This is a genomic window from Streptomyces sp. CNT360, assembly GCF_000424785.1.
Map to the genome: position 1 here is coordinate 128,645 of NZ_AUKO01000002.1, position 15,813 is coordinate 144,457.

Annotated in this window: 10 protein-coding genes; 3 read left to right on the top strand and 7 right to left on the bottom strand. The window is 72.1% G+C overall.

The window, feature by feature from the left end:
- Nucleotides 1-12 precede the first annotated feature (12 nt).
- The 5 genes from H297_RS0105070 to H297_RS0105090 form a co-directional block, all read right to left on the bottom strand.
- Nucleotides 13-1,584 (bottom strand): phage tail sheath subtilisin-like domain-containing protein, encoded by a 1,572-nt coding sequence (locus tag H297_RS0105070; RefSeq protein WP_027736161.1) that lies wholly within the window; start codon nt 1,582-1,584, stop codon nt 13-15.
- A 39-nt stretch (nt 1,585-1,623) separates the two neighbouring features.
- The gene (locus H297_RS34580; RefSeq protein WP_078513753.1) at nt 1,624-3,936 is read right to left on the bottom strand and encodes an AAA family ATPase; all 2,313 of its coding nucleotides are present in this window, start codon (nt 3,934-3,936) and stop codon (nt 1,624-1,626) included.
- Nucleotides 3,933-4,652 carry a Pvc16 family protein gene (locus tag H297_RS0105080; RefSeq protein WP_027736162.1) on the bottom strand — a complete coding sequence of 240 codons (720 nt, stop codon included), beginning with the start codon at nt 4,650-4,652 and terminating at the stop codon, nt 3,933-3,935. The genes H297_RS34580 and H297_RS0105080 overlap by 4 nt, the downstream gene beginning before the upstream one ends.
- Nucleotides 4,649-7,801, bottom strand: a complete 3,153-nt coding sequence (locus H297_RS0105085; RefSeq protein ID WP_037792977.1) for a DUF11 domain-containing protein — start codon at nt 7,799-7,801, stop codon at nt 4,649-4,651. The genes H297_RS0105080 and H297_RS0105085 overlap by 4 nt, the downstream gene beginning before the upstream one ends.
- A gap of 184 nt (nt 7,802-7,985) precedes the next feature.
- Nucleotides 7,986-8,723: a LuxR C-terminal-related transcriptional regulator gene (locus H297_RS0105090; RefSeq protein WP_027736164.1), complete on the bottom strand. Its 738-nt coding sequence runs from the start codon at nt 8,721-8,723 to the stop codon at nt 7,986-7,988.
- A gap of 245 nt (nt 8,724-8,968) precedes the next feature.
- On the opposite strand from H297_RS0105090, the gene H297_RS0105095 reads away from it, so the two are divergent.
- On the top strand, nt 8,969-10,318 hold the full coding sequence (locus H297_RS0105095; RefSeq protein WP_027736165.1) for a hypothetical protein: 1,350 nt from the start codon (nt 8,969-8,971) through the stop codon (nt 10,316-10,318).
- A 359-nt stretch (nt 10,319-10,677) separates the two neighbouring features.
- On the opposite strand, the gene H297_RS0105100 is transcribed toward H297_RS0105095, so the two are convergent.
- Both H297_RS0105100 and H297_RS0105105 read right to left on the bottom strand, forming a co-directional pair.
- Entirely contained in the window at nt 10,678-12,474 is a 1,797-nt protein-coding gene (locus H297_RS0105100; RefSeq protein ID WP_027736166.1) for a siderophore-interacting protein, read from the bottom strand.
- Nucleotides 12,474-13,481, bottom strand: coding sequence for an ABC transporter substrate-binding protein (locus H297_RS0105105; protein WP_027736167.1), 1,008 nt, complete (start codon nt 13,479-13,481; stop codon nt 12,474-12,476). Before H297_RS0105105 ends, H297_RS0105100 begins: the two co-directional genes overlap by 1 nt.
- Nucleotides 13,482-13,575: 94 nt before the next feature.
- Between H297_RS0105105 and H297_RS0105110 the strand changes: the two genes are divergently transcribed.
- Together H297_RS0105110 and H297_RS0105115 are read left to right on the top strand one after the other, a co-directional pair.
- Nucleotides 13,576-14,592: an iron ABC transporter permease gene (locus tag H297_RS0105110; RefSeq protein WP_199787148.1), complete on the top strand. Its 1,017-nt coding sequence runs from the start codon at nt 13,576-13,578 to the stop codon at nt 14,590-14,592.
- 182 nt (nt 14,593-14,774) lie between these two features.
- Nucleotides 14,775-15,785, top strand: a complete 1,011-nt coding sequence (locus H297_RS0105115; protein WP_199787149.1) for an iron ABC transporter permease — start codon at nt 14,775-14,777, stop codon at nt 15,783-15,785.
- Nucleotides 15,786-15,813 lie beyond the last annotated feature (28 nt).

Below are 15,813 nucleotides of genomic sequence, written 5' to 3' on the forward strand. Positions count from 1 at the left end.
GGTCCTGTGGGGTCATTCGTTGACGAGACTGGTGCTGTCGGAGAACTGGGACAGCCGGAAGACCACGAACTCTGCCGGCTTCACGGGGGCCACTCCGATCTCGCACACCACCTGGCCCAGGTCGATGGACTCCGGCGGGTTGTTCTCGCGGTCGCACCGCACGTAGAAGGCTTCCTCCGCCGTGCGTCCGAACAGGGCGCCGCGGCGCCACTCCTCGGTGAGAAAAGCGGTGATGTTGCGCCGGATGCTCGACCAGAGGCGGTCGTCGTTCGGTTCGAAGACCACCCACTGGGTGCCCAGCAGGATGGACTCCTCCAGGTAGTTGAAGAGGCGGCGGACGTTGAGGTAGCGCCAGGCCGGGTCCGAGGAGAGCGTCCGGGCGCCCCAGACGCGGATGCCGCGGCCGGGGAAGGCCCGCACGCAGTTCACGCCGATGGGGTTGAGCAGGTCCTGCTCGCCCTTGCTCAGGCGCAGCTCCAGGTCCACGGCTCCCCGGACGACCTCGTTGGCCGGGGCCTTGTGGACGCCGCGTTCACCGTCGCTGCGCGCCCAGACGCCGGCGATGTGGCCGCTGGGCGGCACCAGCGTGTTGCGCCCTGTCGCCGGGTCGAACACCTTGATCCAGGGGTAGTACAGGGCGGCGTAGCGCGAGTCGTACCCCGCGTCGTCGTTGCGCCAGGCGCGAACCCGCTGGGCGCTCAGCTGCGGAGGGGTGTCGAGGACGGCGACCCGGTCGCCCATCTGTTCGCAGTGCGAGACGACCGCGAGCTGCACCGTCTTGACGCCCTCGGCGTCGATGTCACCGCGCTGGTGCGCGCTCATCAGGTCCGGCACCGCCACCATGGTGATCTCGTCGACGGCCTCCAGGCCCGCGAAGCCGGTGCGCGCCGCCGCATCACCGACGTACTCGTGCGGATCCAGCCGGACCGCCCCGCTGCCTGCCTTGCCGGGCGGGGGCACGGGGGCCGGTGCGGCGACGAGGGTGAAGTTCTGTTTCTCGGGGCGGGACTGCGGGGCGCCCGGCTGCTCGGCGACCTCGATCAGCTTGGACTCGCGCGCCTGGGTCACCAGGTAGCTCTTGACGTTCTTGCGGGTGGAGGCGTCGTAGGTCTCGGCTACCTTGTTGTTCTGGCGCACCACCAGGCGGAAACGGTCCTCCGGAGGGTTCTCTCCCTCCGGGTCGGTCACCTCGACCGAGATGTCCCCCTCTGCGCCGGGCCTGGCCGAGACCAGGAAGCCGCCGATCGCCGTCGGTGCCGGGGCGCCGGTGACGGCGGGTGCCGTCCTGCCGCTCTCGCTGCCGCCCGGGGCGTTCTCGGCCGGTCCGCCGATCCGGACCACGTACGCGGTACCGCCGCCGTTGGCGAAGTATCCGTACACGGCGTGCGCGAGGTAGGTGCCTTCCGCGAAGGCGCCGAACGTCTGCACGTACTGGTCCCAGTTGGTGACCAGCGTGGGCTGGTGGAACGGCCCGGACTCCGCGAACCCGACGAAGGCTGCGACCGCGGTGCCCACCCCCTCGATCGGCCGAGCTCCGGACTGCACCTCCTCCACGTAGACGCCTGGGGTGAGGTACGACGGCATGCTCGCTCCTTCGGCCGGCCACTCGGTCGCTGCCGAGTCTCATCCGCCGGCGGGCCCCGCAGTAGGCCCCAAAGTCCTGGCCGCGGGGCAGACACTGCTGCCTTCCGGGGCACATGGGGCAGCGGTGCGTGCAGCGGGCTGCCCTACGCGGGCGGACGGAGAGCTGCCGTCCAGCCAGGGGCCGAACTCGCTCTCCAGCACCAGCCGGCCGAGTTTGCGGTACTCCTGGAGGACCGCCGAGACGAGATGGGCCGTGGTCAGCGGCTGCCCCGACTCCGCCACCGCGTACGCGGCGGTCACGGCGCACGCGCGGATGGAGCCGCCCGCCAGCTCGAAGCGCTCGGCGCACAACTCCAGGTCGAGTTCGTCCTCGCGGGGGATCCGCGGTCCCAGGCAGCGCTCCCACAGCGCGAGCCGCTGCGAGACGTCGGGCATGGGGAACTCGGCGACGACGTCCAGACGCCGGGTGAACGCCTCGTCCAGGTGGGAGCGCAGATTGGTGGTGAGCACGGCGATCCCGTCGAAGGACTCCATGCGCTGGAGCAGATAGGCGGACTCGATGTTCGCGTGACGGTCGTGCGCGTCCTTGACCTGCGAGCGCTTGCCGAAGATGGCGTCGGCCTCGTCGAAGAGCAGAACGCCGTTGACCTCCGACGCCTCGACGAAGATCCGTTCGAGGTTCTTCTCCGTCTCCCCTATGTACTTGTCGACGACGGTGGACAGGTCGACGACGTACAGGTCCATGCCGAGTTCGGCCGCGAGGACCTCCGACGCCATGGTCTTGCCCGTGCCGGACTCCCCGGCGAAGAGTGCGATCACCCCGCGCCCGCGCCCGCCGCCGGGACGCATCCCCCACTCACCCAGAACCTGTTCGCGGTGGCGGGCACGCTGGACGAGCTCCTGCATACGGGCGTGCGTCTCGTTCGGCAGCACCAGGTCGTCCCATCCGACAGCGGGCTCGATGCGGCGCGCGAGCTGGTCGAGACGAGCACCGTTCTGCGCGCGGACGGCACGTCGAACGTCGTGCCCGGACACCGGCCGTCGTTCCACTGCCGCCGTGCGGACGGCGACGGCCGCGGCCTTGCGGATCTGCTCCCCGCCCAGCCGGTAGGAGGTGACGGTACCGGCGAGATCCTCGGGGGCGGCGGCATCGGCGCCCTGTTCCGGACCGGTGACGCGGGACGCCGCGGCCAGCGCCCGCTTCCACGCTGCGACGCGGCGCTCGGCGCTGGGCGGCCCCACGACGAACGACACCGGGCTCTCCCTCGACCACAGCGGGTCCCAGCCGGTGCCGCCGTACACGAGCAGCGGCGTTCCTGCGGCTGCCTCGCAGAGGTCGTGCAGCAGGCGTGCGCGCTCGGGCCGCTGAGGTTCGAGAGCCTCGATCGGCCCGGCCACGATCCCGCTCTCCCCCAGTCCCGCCTCGAAGGCCACGGTGCGCGGCAGCCGTTCCGGCGACGGGTCCGCAAAGAGGCCGGCGAGGTCGAGGACGAGGGGGCGCCGTCCGGCTGCCCGGAGTGCGTCGATCCCGGCCCCGGCCGCGTCGCCGCCCCTCTCGCGCAGGTACACCAGCCGGCTGCCGGTCGTGGCCGCATCCGTCACCCGGCGGATCAGCTGCGGCTCGCCGGTGCCGTCCGACTCGCCCACCCGCACGATGCCCCGAAGCCTGCCGTCGGCCTCGTCGTCGCCCAGCAGGTGGGCCGTCAGCCTGTCGGGCACCCGGAGGACCCGTGTGAGCAACGGGCGCTCGGGCTCGGTGAGTTCGACGAGTCCGTGGGAGACGAGCGGTGCGGCCGGGGAGAGCCGGAAGCGTCCGGGCCCGGCCGTGGGCAGGCCGCACAGCTCCAACGCCAGGCCGACGGTGGGCCTGCGCCGGGTCAGATCGTCGTTGAGGTAGCCGTAGAGCCATTCGAACCGGGTGTCGAGGTCGGGTGCCATGGCCACGAGCAGCAGCTCGGTGTCGAGCGGTGTCAGTCCGAAAGCGCCGGCCAGGTGACCGAGCCTCGACCCGGCCGCAGGAGGTGTCGGTCCGACCGTCGGGACCGTGGCGGCCAGCGCGTCGGGCGGGGAGTCCACGATCCGTGCGGCGGCCTGCGGTGTGAGGTACTGGCCCCGGTAGGGGTCGTCCGGCTCCGGGTCGTCGGCACGGCGGGCCGCCACCGCCGACCGGACGCGCTGCTCGACGCGGGCGAGACGGGCCCACAGATCGTCCTGCTGGGCTCCGTTGACGGCCGCCCGGTTTCCGGCGACGGCCGCGGAAGGGCCGCGGCTTTCGGTACCGGTGCGGTCTCCGGCGCCCGCATCAGGGGTTTCGGGGGAGCTGCCGTTCCGCGCCCCCAGGCCGGTGCTCATCGGAGAGGCCCCCGGTATCGGCGACGGCCCGTCGGCAGCCGGCGCTCGCGGGAGGAGGAGAAGCCCTCCGCACCCGGGTCCGAGGCACCCTGATAGCGCAGTCGCCGCCCGGGACCGGCAGGTTGTCCGGCCTCGGCCGCCGGACCAGGGTCCGGGTCCGACCGCAGGAGGAGTCCCTCGGTGACGAGTGGTCCCGCAGGCGTCCGGTCGCCGGTCATGGGGGCACAGACCCGAACGTCGATGGAGGCCTTGAGCTCGCCGCCCAGCGCGGTCCACACGTCCGAGGCAGAGGGGCCCTGCCGGCTGCGGCCCGCCGCTTCGATCCCGACGGCCAGCCCGAGTTCGGCGAGGGTGCCCGTACACAGCTCGGGAGGCAGCACGTCGACGCCGGTGAGGCACCGCAGCGCCTGGGAGAGAAGGCGGTGCTCGTCCTGCGGCCGGCTCGTCCACGCGGTGACCAGGTAGGTCAGCTCGAACCAGCGCGGCATCGCACGCCGTCCGAGGAAGGCGCCGTCGTCGTCGTACTCCTGGCTCTCGCCGCTCTTCCGGCGGGAGACGTCCTCCCGGATGTCGTAGAGGAAGACGCTGATGGTGGGCGCCGTGCGGCGAGCGGCCCAGTCGCTGGTGGGCGCGTCGAAGACCAGCTCGACGCCGCTGTCCGGCAGACCGGCCTCTGTCAGCAGCAGCCGCAGCGCCTCGTCGACTTCGTGGATCACCGGCGAGCCACCTCGTCAGGGGGTGCGACGCTGCCGCTGACCACGAGGAACTTCGTGGAGACGGAGCGGAAACCGGCTCCCTTCGCAGTGATCTTGCGCGGCCCCGTCTGGTCCTTGGACAGGATGAGGAGCTGCGCGATGAACGTGCCCTTGGCGCCGGGTACGGTCGGCGCCGCCGTCGCGGTGATCCCCGGCTGCCACTTGAGCCGCACCCGCGTGCCGGGCGGGAAGTCCTTGCCGCGCACGGAGGTGACGAAGCCGGGTTTGCCGATGTCCGGGACGGCCTTGATCCGGGGTTGCAGGATGCGCAGCCGCTCCGTGGCGTGGTTGTCGCCAAGGTCGGCGTCGGTGCCGCTGGTCGACAGGTTAGCGGTGATCGTGGCCCGCAGCGCCTTGTCGGGTGCCAGCACGACGCGTACGACGGTGGAGGTGCCCGGTGCCAGGTCACCCACCGCGCACTCCCCGCCGCCGCATCCGGCAGGAAGTGGTCCCGCGGGGATCCGGCGGGGCAGCCCCAGCCTCAGACGCAGCCCGGTGGCCAGGGCGTTCCGCCCGTTGCGCACGGTGTAGGTCACCACGACCCGGCCGCCCACGTAGCCGGGGTCGGGCTGGGCCCGGACCGTGACGCCCGGACCTGCCGAGGGCGTCTTGGGGGCGGGCGGTGGCGGTGGGTGCGGCGTGGTCTGCGGCGGCGTCGGTGTCGGTGTCGGTGTGGAGGGCGGCTGTGAGCGTGATTCCACGGGGACGACGGTGTCTGCCGCGTTGTCACCGGGGCTGGGGTCGACGACCGCTCCGGAGACGGACCAACCGACCGACCGGTCCCCCGCTGTGACTCCGGTCAGCCGCGCGGTGACCCGCACTTCCTCGTCGGGCGCGAGGGTGCCCAGGGTGCACTCGGGGCCGTCTTCGGAGCACTCCCCCGCGGGCGTCGTCAGCTTCTCCAGACGCACCCCGACAGGCACCGCCACCGTGAGCCTCGTGCCCGGTGAGGGCGACGGGCCGTGGTTGACGACGGTGACCGTCACCGCGCTGCTGTCGCCGACCTTCACCGCTGGGACCGTGCCCGGGGCGTTCACCGCCAGATCGACGGACTGCTGGTAGCTGGGCTCCTTCTGGCGGCCGGGCAGGCGGTGGTCGAACGGGGCGAGGCGGCCGGTCGTCAGGTCCAGGACGGAGAGGCCCTCCGGTGAGTTGGCGGCCACGGCCCGGCGGGAGCTGAGGATGAGCCGGCTGCCGTCCGGCGACCACGCCACGTCGCGCGGCTGGAAGGGTCCGCTTGCCGTGGTGTCCGGCAGCTCCCGGCCGCACGCGCCCTCGTCGCCGCCGGCTCCGGCGGGCAGCAGCACCCGGCACCCGTTCCCGTCGACCGGGGTGAGGAGGACGCCGTTGCGCTCGTTGAGGCGCCCACCGCCGTCCTTGCGGTTGAAGGCGACGGTCTCGCCGTCCGGGGAGAAGGCCGGGCTGTCGTCGATGACCTGGCAGTTGCCCGGACAGATCGTCGCGCTCAGGTCCCGCTGCCGGTCGAGCGCGTTCACGGGAGCCGTCCAGATGTGCTTGTTGCCTCCTTCCCCGTCGATCACCTGGTTGCGGGTGAACGCGAGCGTGGTGCCGTCCGAGGACCAGGCCGGCTGCGCGTCGCCGCCGTCGGCCTGCCCGGCGGGCGGGGTGATCCGTTCGACGATCTTTCCGGTGGCGACGTCGGCCACGAGGATGCGGCCCGGTCCCGCGTCCCCTCCCGCGCCGCCGGGCGACGTCCGGGTGAAGGCGAGGAGCTTGCCGTCGGGCGAGAAGGTGGGGTCGGTGTCCCAGTCGGTGGCGGCACGCCCCGCCAGCGGCATCGGCCGCGCGTCGGAGCCGTCGGCGTCGGCCAGCCAGATGCGTTCGATGCGCCCGGCGTCGGAGTTCTCGAAGCGGGTGACGACGATCCGCCTGCCGTCCGGTGTGTAGTTCTGCCGTTCCGTCCAGGGGTCGTAGCCGTCTGCCGGGTCGAAGAGCGGGTCGAGGGCGGGGTCGGTGTTGGTGTCCGCGGCCGGGTCCTCCTCCAGGAGGGAGAGTCCCAGGTCGCGGGGGTCGGATCCGTCCTCCCGCGCATCCTGGAGGGTCGCCACGTTGCGGGCGGAGGCACTCGTGCGGGTGACGACGACCTGACCGTCGCCCTCGGAGCCCAGCCAGGTCGGGGAGTCCACCGCGCGGTCCTCCTTCAGCACCGCCTGTGCGTCACCCGAGCCGGCCCGTGTCCGGTAGACGTAGTCGATGGTGCCGCAGACGCAGGCCTCGTTCGGGCTGAGGAACAGCACCTGGTCACCGTCCGGGAGCCAGGCCGCCGACCGCGTCTTCCAGTCGGCCTGGCCACCGGCCAGGAGCGGTTCGTCCGCGCCGGTACCGCTGGTCACCCTCAGCCGGGGGCCGGCGTCCCCGCCCGTGTCGAGGGTGTAGGCGACCTGGTCGCGGTGGGCCGGGTCGTCGACAGGGTTCCACGCCGGTTCGGTGGCGTCCCCGGCCGGCCCGTCGCTGATGCGGGTCGGCTCCCCTCCCGAGACCGCGCGGGTGTAGATCTGCTTGCCGCGGAGGGCGTCGGCATCGCAGGAGTAGGCGATCCTCGTGCCGTCGGGGGAGAACGTCGGATGGGTCTCGTCCTCGGGGGTGTCGGTGAGCCGGCGGGTTCTGGTGCCGTCGACGCCCACCTGCCACAGGTCGCGCTGGGTGCCGCTCGCGGTCGGTTCCGCCGAGTCGAACACCACGGTACGGCCGTCCGGGGACAGCGCGGGGTTCGCGGCGTCGCGGCCGGTCGTCAGCTTGCGCACGGCGCCGTCGGACGTGCGCAGGTAGACCTGGGGCTCGGTGCTGTCCCGCAGGCTGGTGAAGACCAGCAGGTCGCCGCGCGCGGAGGACTGCTGGTCGAAGTGTGCGGGTCCCGGGCCGAAGAGCGGCTCGCTCGTCGCCGTGCCGGTCACCCGCCCCATGCTGCGGTGCTCCGTCCCCGCGTAGGCGACCCGCCCCGCGTCCGCCTTCGCGGGTGCGTCCGGAGCTGCGGAGGCTGCCCCTGCTCCCGGCGCGGCTGCGACCACGAGCAGGGGCAGCAACAGCACCAGGACCGCCGCCAGTCTGCCCCGCCGGGAGCGCCCCGCCGGGCCGAGAATGCCGGTCACGGCCCACCTCGCAGTCCGGGAGAGAGTCTCAGGCGACGAGCCTCACCCGGCGGGGCGGGCGGGAACAGGCCCGGAGTACCCGGTCCGGGGGAAGCCCACGGTGCTCTTTCGGGCAATGCGGCGGCTTCCGGGCTCCGGACGCTTCTCTCGCCGGGGCCCACAGCCTCCGCCGAGGCCCCGCAGCTCAGATCAGGCCGTGACGCATGGCATAACCCACGGCGTGCGCACGGTTGCGCAGTTGCAGACGGTTCGTCACTTCGTGCAGCACGTTCTTGACCGTCCGCTCCGAGTACGACGTCTTCTGCGCGATCTCCACGGTGTCGAAGCCTTCCGACACCAGCCGGAGCATGTCCGCCTCCCGGGTCGTCAGGGTCGACAGTGTCAGCCCGCGGGGGTCGAGCACCGTGCGCTGCAGGCTGCTGACGTGTTCGAGGAGCTTGCCCAGGAGGTCTCCCGGGAGCACCCCCTCACCGTTGGCCATCGCGGCGATCAGATGCAGCAGCCGGTCCTGGTCGGCCTCCGCACGGCGCAGCACGGCGGCCACCCCGAACTCGATCATCGTCTGGAGGGCTCCGGCCTCGAAGGAGCCGACGACCAGACCGGTGCGGGTCGCCGTGTTGCGCTGCAACCGGCGCAGCAGCCGGACGGTGGAGTCGCCCAGGGTGTCCACCACCACGAGCGACACCTTGGCCTGGTCCGCCTCGGCGTCCGGGAGTAACTGCACGGCCGGTTGCTGGCGGAGCTGGTGGACGACTCCGGCGTGCAGGATGGCGTCTTCGGCGTACAGGGCGACCGGGATCCGGGCCTTGTGCGCGTGGACAGCCGTCCCGGTGGTCGGGGCCGTGGGCCAGGAGGCGGCGCCTCGGTACGCTCGGTGCGCAGCCGCCACGGTGCCGGGGCCGTGCTGATCGGTGGAAGTCATCGCTGTGTACCCGCTCTCTTGCGGATCGTCGGTAAGTGCTGTGGGTCCAGCGGGTCCGGTATGCGGGAGGCAAGCCGGCGCCCCGCCGCTGTGGCGCGACACGGGAGTTCGGCGGCGGCCGGAGGACACCGCACCGATGTGCCAGGGGGGCAGCGGGCCTGCCCGCTCGTTGCCCCCGCCGCCCCTCCCCTACGGCGGACCGGGCGTCCTACGTTCGCTGCGTGACCACATCCGCAGAACTCGCCATGCCGGCCGTGACGGTGTCGCCGGGCGACACCGCGACGACCAGCCTGACCGTCCGCAACGACACCGACATCGTCGAGGCCTACGCCCTCACGGTCGTGGGCGACTGTGCCGCATGGAGCACCGTCGAGCCGGAGCGGGTCTCGCTGTACCCGGGTACGTCGGAGACGGTCACCGTACGGCTCGCTCCCCCGCGCTCCCCCGAGGTGCGTGCCGGAGAGGTGCCCCTGGGGGTGCGGGTGCTGCCGGCCGAGCAGCCGGACCTGGTCACGGTTCCGGAGACCACCGTACGCATCACGCCGTTCCACGAGCTGCGCGCACAACTGGAGCCCCGCCGCCGACGCGGCTGGCTGGGTGCGCGGTACCGGGTGGCGGTACGGAACCGGGGAAATGTTCCGGTCACCGTCGCCGTGGCCGGGACGCAGGACGGTGAGGAACTGCGGTTCGCCGTCCAGAACGGGCAGCCGCGCCTTGAGCCGGGTGAGTCGGCCGAGTCGGGGCTGCGGGTCCGGGCCCGGAAGCTCATCTGGTTCGGGCGACCGGTCCCTTGGGCCTTCGGAGTCGACGCCGCCGAGACCGGCGCCGCAGGGACCGAGGCCGCCGAGGCCGACGGGGCCAGGAGTGCCGTGGAACAGGAGGGGCAGGGCCGAGGTGAGGCGCTGGAGGGCGAGTTCGTCCAGCTTTCGGTCCTCCCCAAGTGGCTGCTGATCCTGCTTGCCGCCCTTCTCGCCCTGCTGCTCGCCTGGTTCGCGCTCGTCCGCCCGGCGGTACGCAGCACGGCCAAGCAGGCCGCGAAGGACGCGGCCACGGAGCACGCTGCCGCGAAGGGCGGCGGGGAGCAGGGAGAGGGCGGCGGCGCGCCCGGTGCGGGCACCGGTGAGAAAGGCCAGCAGCCCGGCGGTGGGGCCGAGGGTGAGGGCTCGGGCCAGAACGGCTCCGGCGGCGGAGGCGGGAGCGGGACGATCACCGGTCCGGACATCGTCCCGGGGACTGGTCGGCAGAGTTCCGCCACCATCGATGTGCAGTCCGGCGGCGGCTCCCAGAAGGTGGGGTCGTACGAGGTTCCGAAGGGGAAGGTGCTCGGTCTCACCGACATGGTGGTCGCCAACTACCAGGGCGACGAAGGCGTGGTGACGATCAAGTTCGGCGAGCGGAAGATCACCACCATCGCGCTGGAGACCTTCCGCAACCAGGACTATCACTGGGTCACCCCCATCCGCATCCCTGAAGATGCCACCGTCACCGCTGATGTGACCTGCGCGAAGCCCGGCACACCGGCTACCGGGAAGCGGGCTTCCGGTTGCCATGAAGTGCTGAACGTGAGCGGGGTGCTGAGCGATCTCAAGCAGTGAGTCGATGACTGAGGCGTGCTGCTGCCTGCTCTGACAAGCAGACGGCGCCGGGACATTCCTCGTCCAGACATGACCGGTAAAATCGCCGGTTCCAGCCCACTGTTCGTGCAACTTGGCGCAATCGATGCACGTTGCCGCCCACACGTTTCATTTCGTCAGATCTCGTGTGCTGCCGGTGGCATGTGCAGCCGGTGGTGCCGGCCTCCCGCTTCAAGGCGGCGAGTGCCCGGCACAGGAGGGTGAAGTGCGCAGGAGGCCGGGGCGGGTGACCTGATGCCCGATCAGGCGCTCGGCGCTTGTCGGGCTCTCGGGTCACCCGCCCCGGCGATCCGGCGGTGCAGGAGTGCGGTGACGCCCTGTCAGTCGGCGGATCCCAGCTCGATCAGGTACAGGTTGTCGTGCAGCCGCACGGTGCCCAGGGTGCGCAGGCCGGCGCGGGAGGCCAGTGCGGTCCAGTCCGCCTCGGTGCGCTCACCGCTGCCGAAAAGCGCGTACATCTGGAGGTCGAACCCGGTGTCGTGGTCCTCCTCCTCGTCCACGCCCGCCAGCCGCTCGATGAGAACGACACGGCGGCCCCGTGCCGCCTCGGCGACGCGGGTGAGGATGGCCGCCGCCTCGGCATCCGGCCAGTCGTGCAGGACCTGGGCGATCAGATAGACGTCGCCGTCGCCCGGCAGTTCCTCGAAGAAGCTCTGCCCGGCGATCTTCAGCCGGTCGGCCACCTCGGCCAGCTCGGTCCGCGCCCGCTCCGCGGTGCTGGGCAGGTCGACGAGCGTGCCCCGGGCGTGCGGGTACGTTTTCAGCACCCGGCCGAGCAGAGCCCCGTTGCCGCCGCCCACATCGACGACGTGCTCGTCGGTGAGCGCGAGTTGGGAGACGGCTGCCGGCGCCCAGTGGGCCACCCACTGACCCAGCACCTCGTCGAAGGTGGACCCGAGGCGTGGATCGGAGGCCAGTTCGGCCCAGAAGTCGTGCCCCTTGATGTGGACGAATCCGCTCTCGCCGGTACGCAGCGTGTGCAGCAGGCCCGGCCACACGTCGTCGAGGCGGGGGTAGCCGTTGCGGTGGTCCAGGCCGTCGTGTGCCGAGTCCTCCAGAAGGAGGGTGCCCGCCGGTGTGAGCGCGACCGTGTCGTCGGCGCCCACGGTGAAGAGCTTCTCCCACGCGAGCACCCGCAGCAGTCGGCGCACCCCGCCCGGGGTGGCACCGGCCGCCTCGGCCAGCGAGGAAACGGTGGTACGGCCGTCGGCGACGTGTTCGGCCAGGTCCAGGGTGACGGCGGCACGCAGCGCGTACGGCACGACGAGGTCGGCCCGTTGTTTCAGGGCACGCAGTTGCTCGCCCTTCTCCCGTTGCGACTGCCCTGCACGCCAGTACCCGGAGACGTCCGTGTAGCGCGGGGCGACCTTCTGCTCGTGTTTGAGCCAGCGCCGCAGGGGACGCAGCGCGCCGGCCTCGCCAGCGGCCCACGCGTAGACCTGCCCCTCCCGCCAGGGCGCGCCCCGCACGGCGTCCAGGAAGGCGTCCGAGGCGTCGCCGCCCGTCGCGTCACGGTGCACCCAGGTCAGGTGGAGGTCCGCACTGTGGTCGAAGGTCTGCTCCTCGGAGGCCGAGGGCACCACGACGACGGCGGTGACCGGCGTGCCGGGCGGCAGTTCCTCGATCCGTCGCGCGATCGCGGGCAGCGCCGTCTCGTCCCCCGCGAGGAAGTACCAGTCGATCCCCTCGGGCAGCACGGTGGTGCCTCGTGGTCCGGCGACGTGCAACCTGTCGCCTGTGCGGGCCCGTTCGGCCCACGCGGCGGCGAGCCCGCCCTCGTGCCGCACGAAGTCCAGCTCCAGGCGGCGCTGTTCCGGGTCGTAGCGACGGGGTGTGTAGTCCCTGGCGCGGCCGATCGCCTCGGGGGTCCAGTCGAGGTGGCCGTCGTCCTGCGTCGGCGGCTCCACCTGCGGCGCGTCGTCGAGGATGACGATCTTCACGTGGTCGTCCGCGTTCTCCGTGCGGAAGGGGCCGATGTCGTAGCCGTTGCTGCGGAAGGCTCCGAGCTGCTCGCCGGTCAGCACCACGCGGCGCATCAGCGGGGTGACGTCGAAGACGTCGGCGACCTCCAGCTCCCGCACCACGATCGGGTAGGGCTTGTGCTCTCGGGTGGCCATCAGGAGCTCTTCTTCCCGGCGGACCGGTACTTGCCGGCCGCCTTCCTCAGATCCTTCACCTGCTGGTCCCCCGCGGGGAAGGTGTAGATGACACCCGAGGCGAGCGGGCGGACGTGGCCCGCCTTGGCGGCCGGGAGCCGTTTGAAGGACGCGGTGTCGAGGAGTTTGCGCATGTCCGGTGTGGGCCTGCCGTGCAGGTCCACCGAATAGAAGATCACGTCGGCCTTCTTGAGGTCCGGGATGTTCTCGGTGGACAGTTCCTCGACATACCGCTTGGGCTTGTGGGTGTAGCGGTCCAGGTAGCCGAAGCCGGCCGCCCGGATGCGTTCGTAGGCGAGCGACTTGGATGTGGAGACCCAGGTGGAGCCCTGCTCGGTGGACAGGGCGACGGCCTTGGCGTTCCGCACCCGGTCGCCGTACCGCTTCCGTACGGCTGCCAGGCTCTTGTCCAGCGCGGTGTTCCGCTGCGCGAAGTCGGTGGACTTCCCGACCGTGTCGGCGAGTTTCGGGTAGTTCTTCCAGACGTCCGGCGGCTCCGCGATCTTGAAGATGACCGTGGGGGCGATGTCGGACAACTCCTTGTAGTCGATGTCGAGTCCGCCGTTGTCCATGCCGACGATCAGGTCGGGCTCGGCCTTCAGCACCTTCTCGACGTCGACGCCCTCCCAGGTGCCGACCGTGGGCACCTTGTTCATCCTGGCGAAGGTCTTGGCGTCGAGCTCCTGCTTGAGGAACTCCCCCTCCAGCGCGGCGACCGGCTTGACGCCCATGTCCGTGAGCTCGGATCCGGTACGCCACAGGGCCACGACGCGCTTGGGGTGCGCGGGCACTCCCGAGACGTCACCGTTCATGGTGTTCTTGATGGTGCGCGTATCGCTTCCGCCCTTCGGGGACCCGCTGCCCGACTTCGCGTCGTCTCCGGTGTCCGCGCCGCAGCCGGCCAGGGCCAGGGCACCGGCGGTGACGGCGGCGAGCACCGCCCACCTCCCGCGTCTCCTCGTTGTCAACGTTCTCTCCTCGGTGGTGCTGCGCGGGCTCGGCAACGCTGCGGCAGGGAGCCGCCCCCGAAAGCCCGTTCGCGTTTAGGTTAGGCTAACCTACGTGCTCGTGAAGAAAAGTCCTCCGGGGCTGCGCATGCCCCTCGCCGCGGGGCTGCTGACCCTCGGAGTGGCCGCCGCCACGCTGCTCAGCCTCGCGTTCGGCAGCAACACCATCCCCTTCCGGGACGTGGTCGAGGCCGTCTTCACCCATGTCGACTCGGACGACGCCACCGTCATCACCACCCAGCGGCTGCCCCGCACCCTTCTCGGCCTCGCGGTCGGCGCCGCGCTGGGCATGGCCGGAGCCCTGATGCAGGGGCACACCCGCAACCCGCTCGCGGACCCCGGCCTGTTCGGCGTCAACGCGGGGGCGGCGTTCGCGGTCGCCTGCCTCACCTACGGCTTCGGGGTCTCCTCGCCGCCGGCCGTCGTCCTCGCCGCCCTGATCGGTGCTGCCACCGTCGCCTGCCTGGTCGCCCTCTACGGCCTGCGCTCCCTCAACCGGGGAGCGCTCGTCATGCTCGCCGTCGCCGGGACAGCGGTGAGCGCCCTGCTCACCGCGCTCACCACCGCCCTGGTCCTGCTGGACCAGCACACGCTCGACGTCCTGCGGTTCTGGCAGGTCGGCGCGCTCTCCGACCGCGACTACGGAATGGCCGCCGCCGTCGCCCCCTTGCTTGCCGCCGGAACAGTTCTCGCGCTCACCAACGCGTTCTCCCTCAACGCCCTCGGGCTCGGACAGGACGTGGCCCGTGCCCTCGGCACCCGGGTACGCCGCAGCCGCCTCACCGGCATCGTCACCATCACCCTGCTCGCCGGGCCCGCCACCGCCGTCTGCGGACCCATCGCCTTCCTCGGCCTGGTCGCACCGCACGCGGCCCGCACCCTGGCCGGGCACGACCAGCGTTGGCTCGTTCCGCTGTCCGGCCTCACCGGAGCAATCGTGCTGCTGGCCGCCGACACCGTGGGCCGCGTCAGCGCCAGGCCGGGTGAGTTGCAGGCCGGGATCGTGATGGCCGTCATCGGAACCCCCGTGCTGCTGCTCCTCACCCGGCGCCGGAAACTGGTGGCGCTGTGACCCCGGAACCGCGCACCCGAGCACGCGCCACGTCCGAACAGGCAACCCGCCTGCGGCCCGACACCGCGAACGGGAGGCCGGCGGGACGGTCCCACGGCACGAGAACCCCCGAGCGCGCTGCTGCCCGCGCCCGCATCGTGCTGCGACCCGGTCGCGGACTGCGGCTGGGCCCGGTCGGGTGGGTGCTGCACACCAGAGCCCTGCTCGCCGGCGTCGTCGCAACAGCCGCGGTGCTGGCCCTCACAGCGCTGGCCGTCCTCACCGGCACCGTCGACCTGCCGGTGGACCGCGCGCTGGCCGCACTCACCGGAACGGGGACCCGCCTGGAGCATCTCGTCGTCGTGGAGCACCGGCTCTCCCGCGCGCTGGCTGCCGTACTGGTCGGCGGCGCGCTGGGGTGCGCCGGTGCCCTGACCCAGTCGGTCACCCGCAACCCGCTGGCCAGCCCCGACATCCTGGGGGTGACGGGTGGCGCGAGCTTCTTCGCCGTCCTGCTGGTGACACGACCGGAGATCGCCTCCCGCACGGAGGACGGCAGCGCTGCCGGGTTGCTGGTACCGGCTGCCATCGGAGGGGGCCTCCTCACCGCAGCGTGCATCCTCGCGCTGGCGTGGCGGGGCGGGTTCGACGGTCTGCGGGTGGTGCTGGTCGGGCTGGGCATCAACGCCCTGGCCATGTCGGGCGTCTCGTGGTTGCTGACGCGGGCCGAGATCGAGGAAGCACAGGTGGCGACCCGCTGGCTGACGGGCTCGCTGGCCGGGGTGCGGATGCCGGACGTGACGCTGCTGGCGCCGCTGACACTGGCCGGGCTCGTGATCTGCCTTGTACTGGCGAAGGACCTCGGCGCACTGCGCCTGGGCCGTGAGGTGGCGCCGACGCTGGGCACCCGGCCGGGCCGCACCGAGGCCTGGGCGCTGGTCGTCGCCGTCGTCCTGGTCTCGGGCGCCACGGCGGTGGCGGGCCCCATCGCCTTCGTCGCCCTGGTCGCCCCGCAGGTGGCGATGCGGGTGTTCGGGACAGCGGGACCGCCACCGCTGGCGGGCGGCGTGAGCGGTGCGCTGCTCGTGCTGGGCGCCGACACGGTCTCCCAGCGGTTGCCGTCCGAGCTGCCCGTGGGCGTCCCGACCGCGGTCATCGGCGCGCCCTGCCTGCTGTTCCTCTTGCACCAACAGCGTCGGAGAACCAGTGTCTGAGCCACATCGAACGAGCGGGAACGCGCCA

Bases quoted from the DNA above. Each gene is read 5' to 3' on its own strand.
- H297_RS0105070 (WP_027736161.1), bottom strand. From the start codon at position 1,584: ATGCCGTCGTACCTCACCCCAGGCGTCTACGTGGAGGAGGTGCAGTCC.
- H297_RS0105090 (WP_027736164.1), bottom strand. From the start codon at position 8,723: ATGACTTCCACCGATCAGCACGGCCCCGGCACCGTGGCGGCTGCGCAC.
- H297_RS0105095 (WP_027736165.1), top strand. From the start codon at position 8,969: ATGCCGGCCGTGACGGTGTCGCCGGGCGACACCGCGACGACCAGCCTG.
- H297_RS0105100 (WP_027736166.1), bottom strand. From the start codon at position 12,474: ATGGCCACCCGAGAGCACAAGCCCTACCCGATCGTGGTGCGGGAGCTG.
- H297_RS34580 (WP_078513753.1), bottom strand. From the start codon at position 3,936: ATGAGCACCGGCCTGGGGGCGCGGAACGGCAGCTCCCCCGAAACCCCT.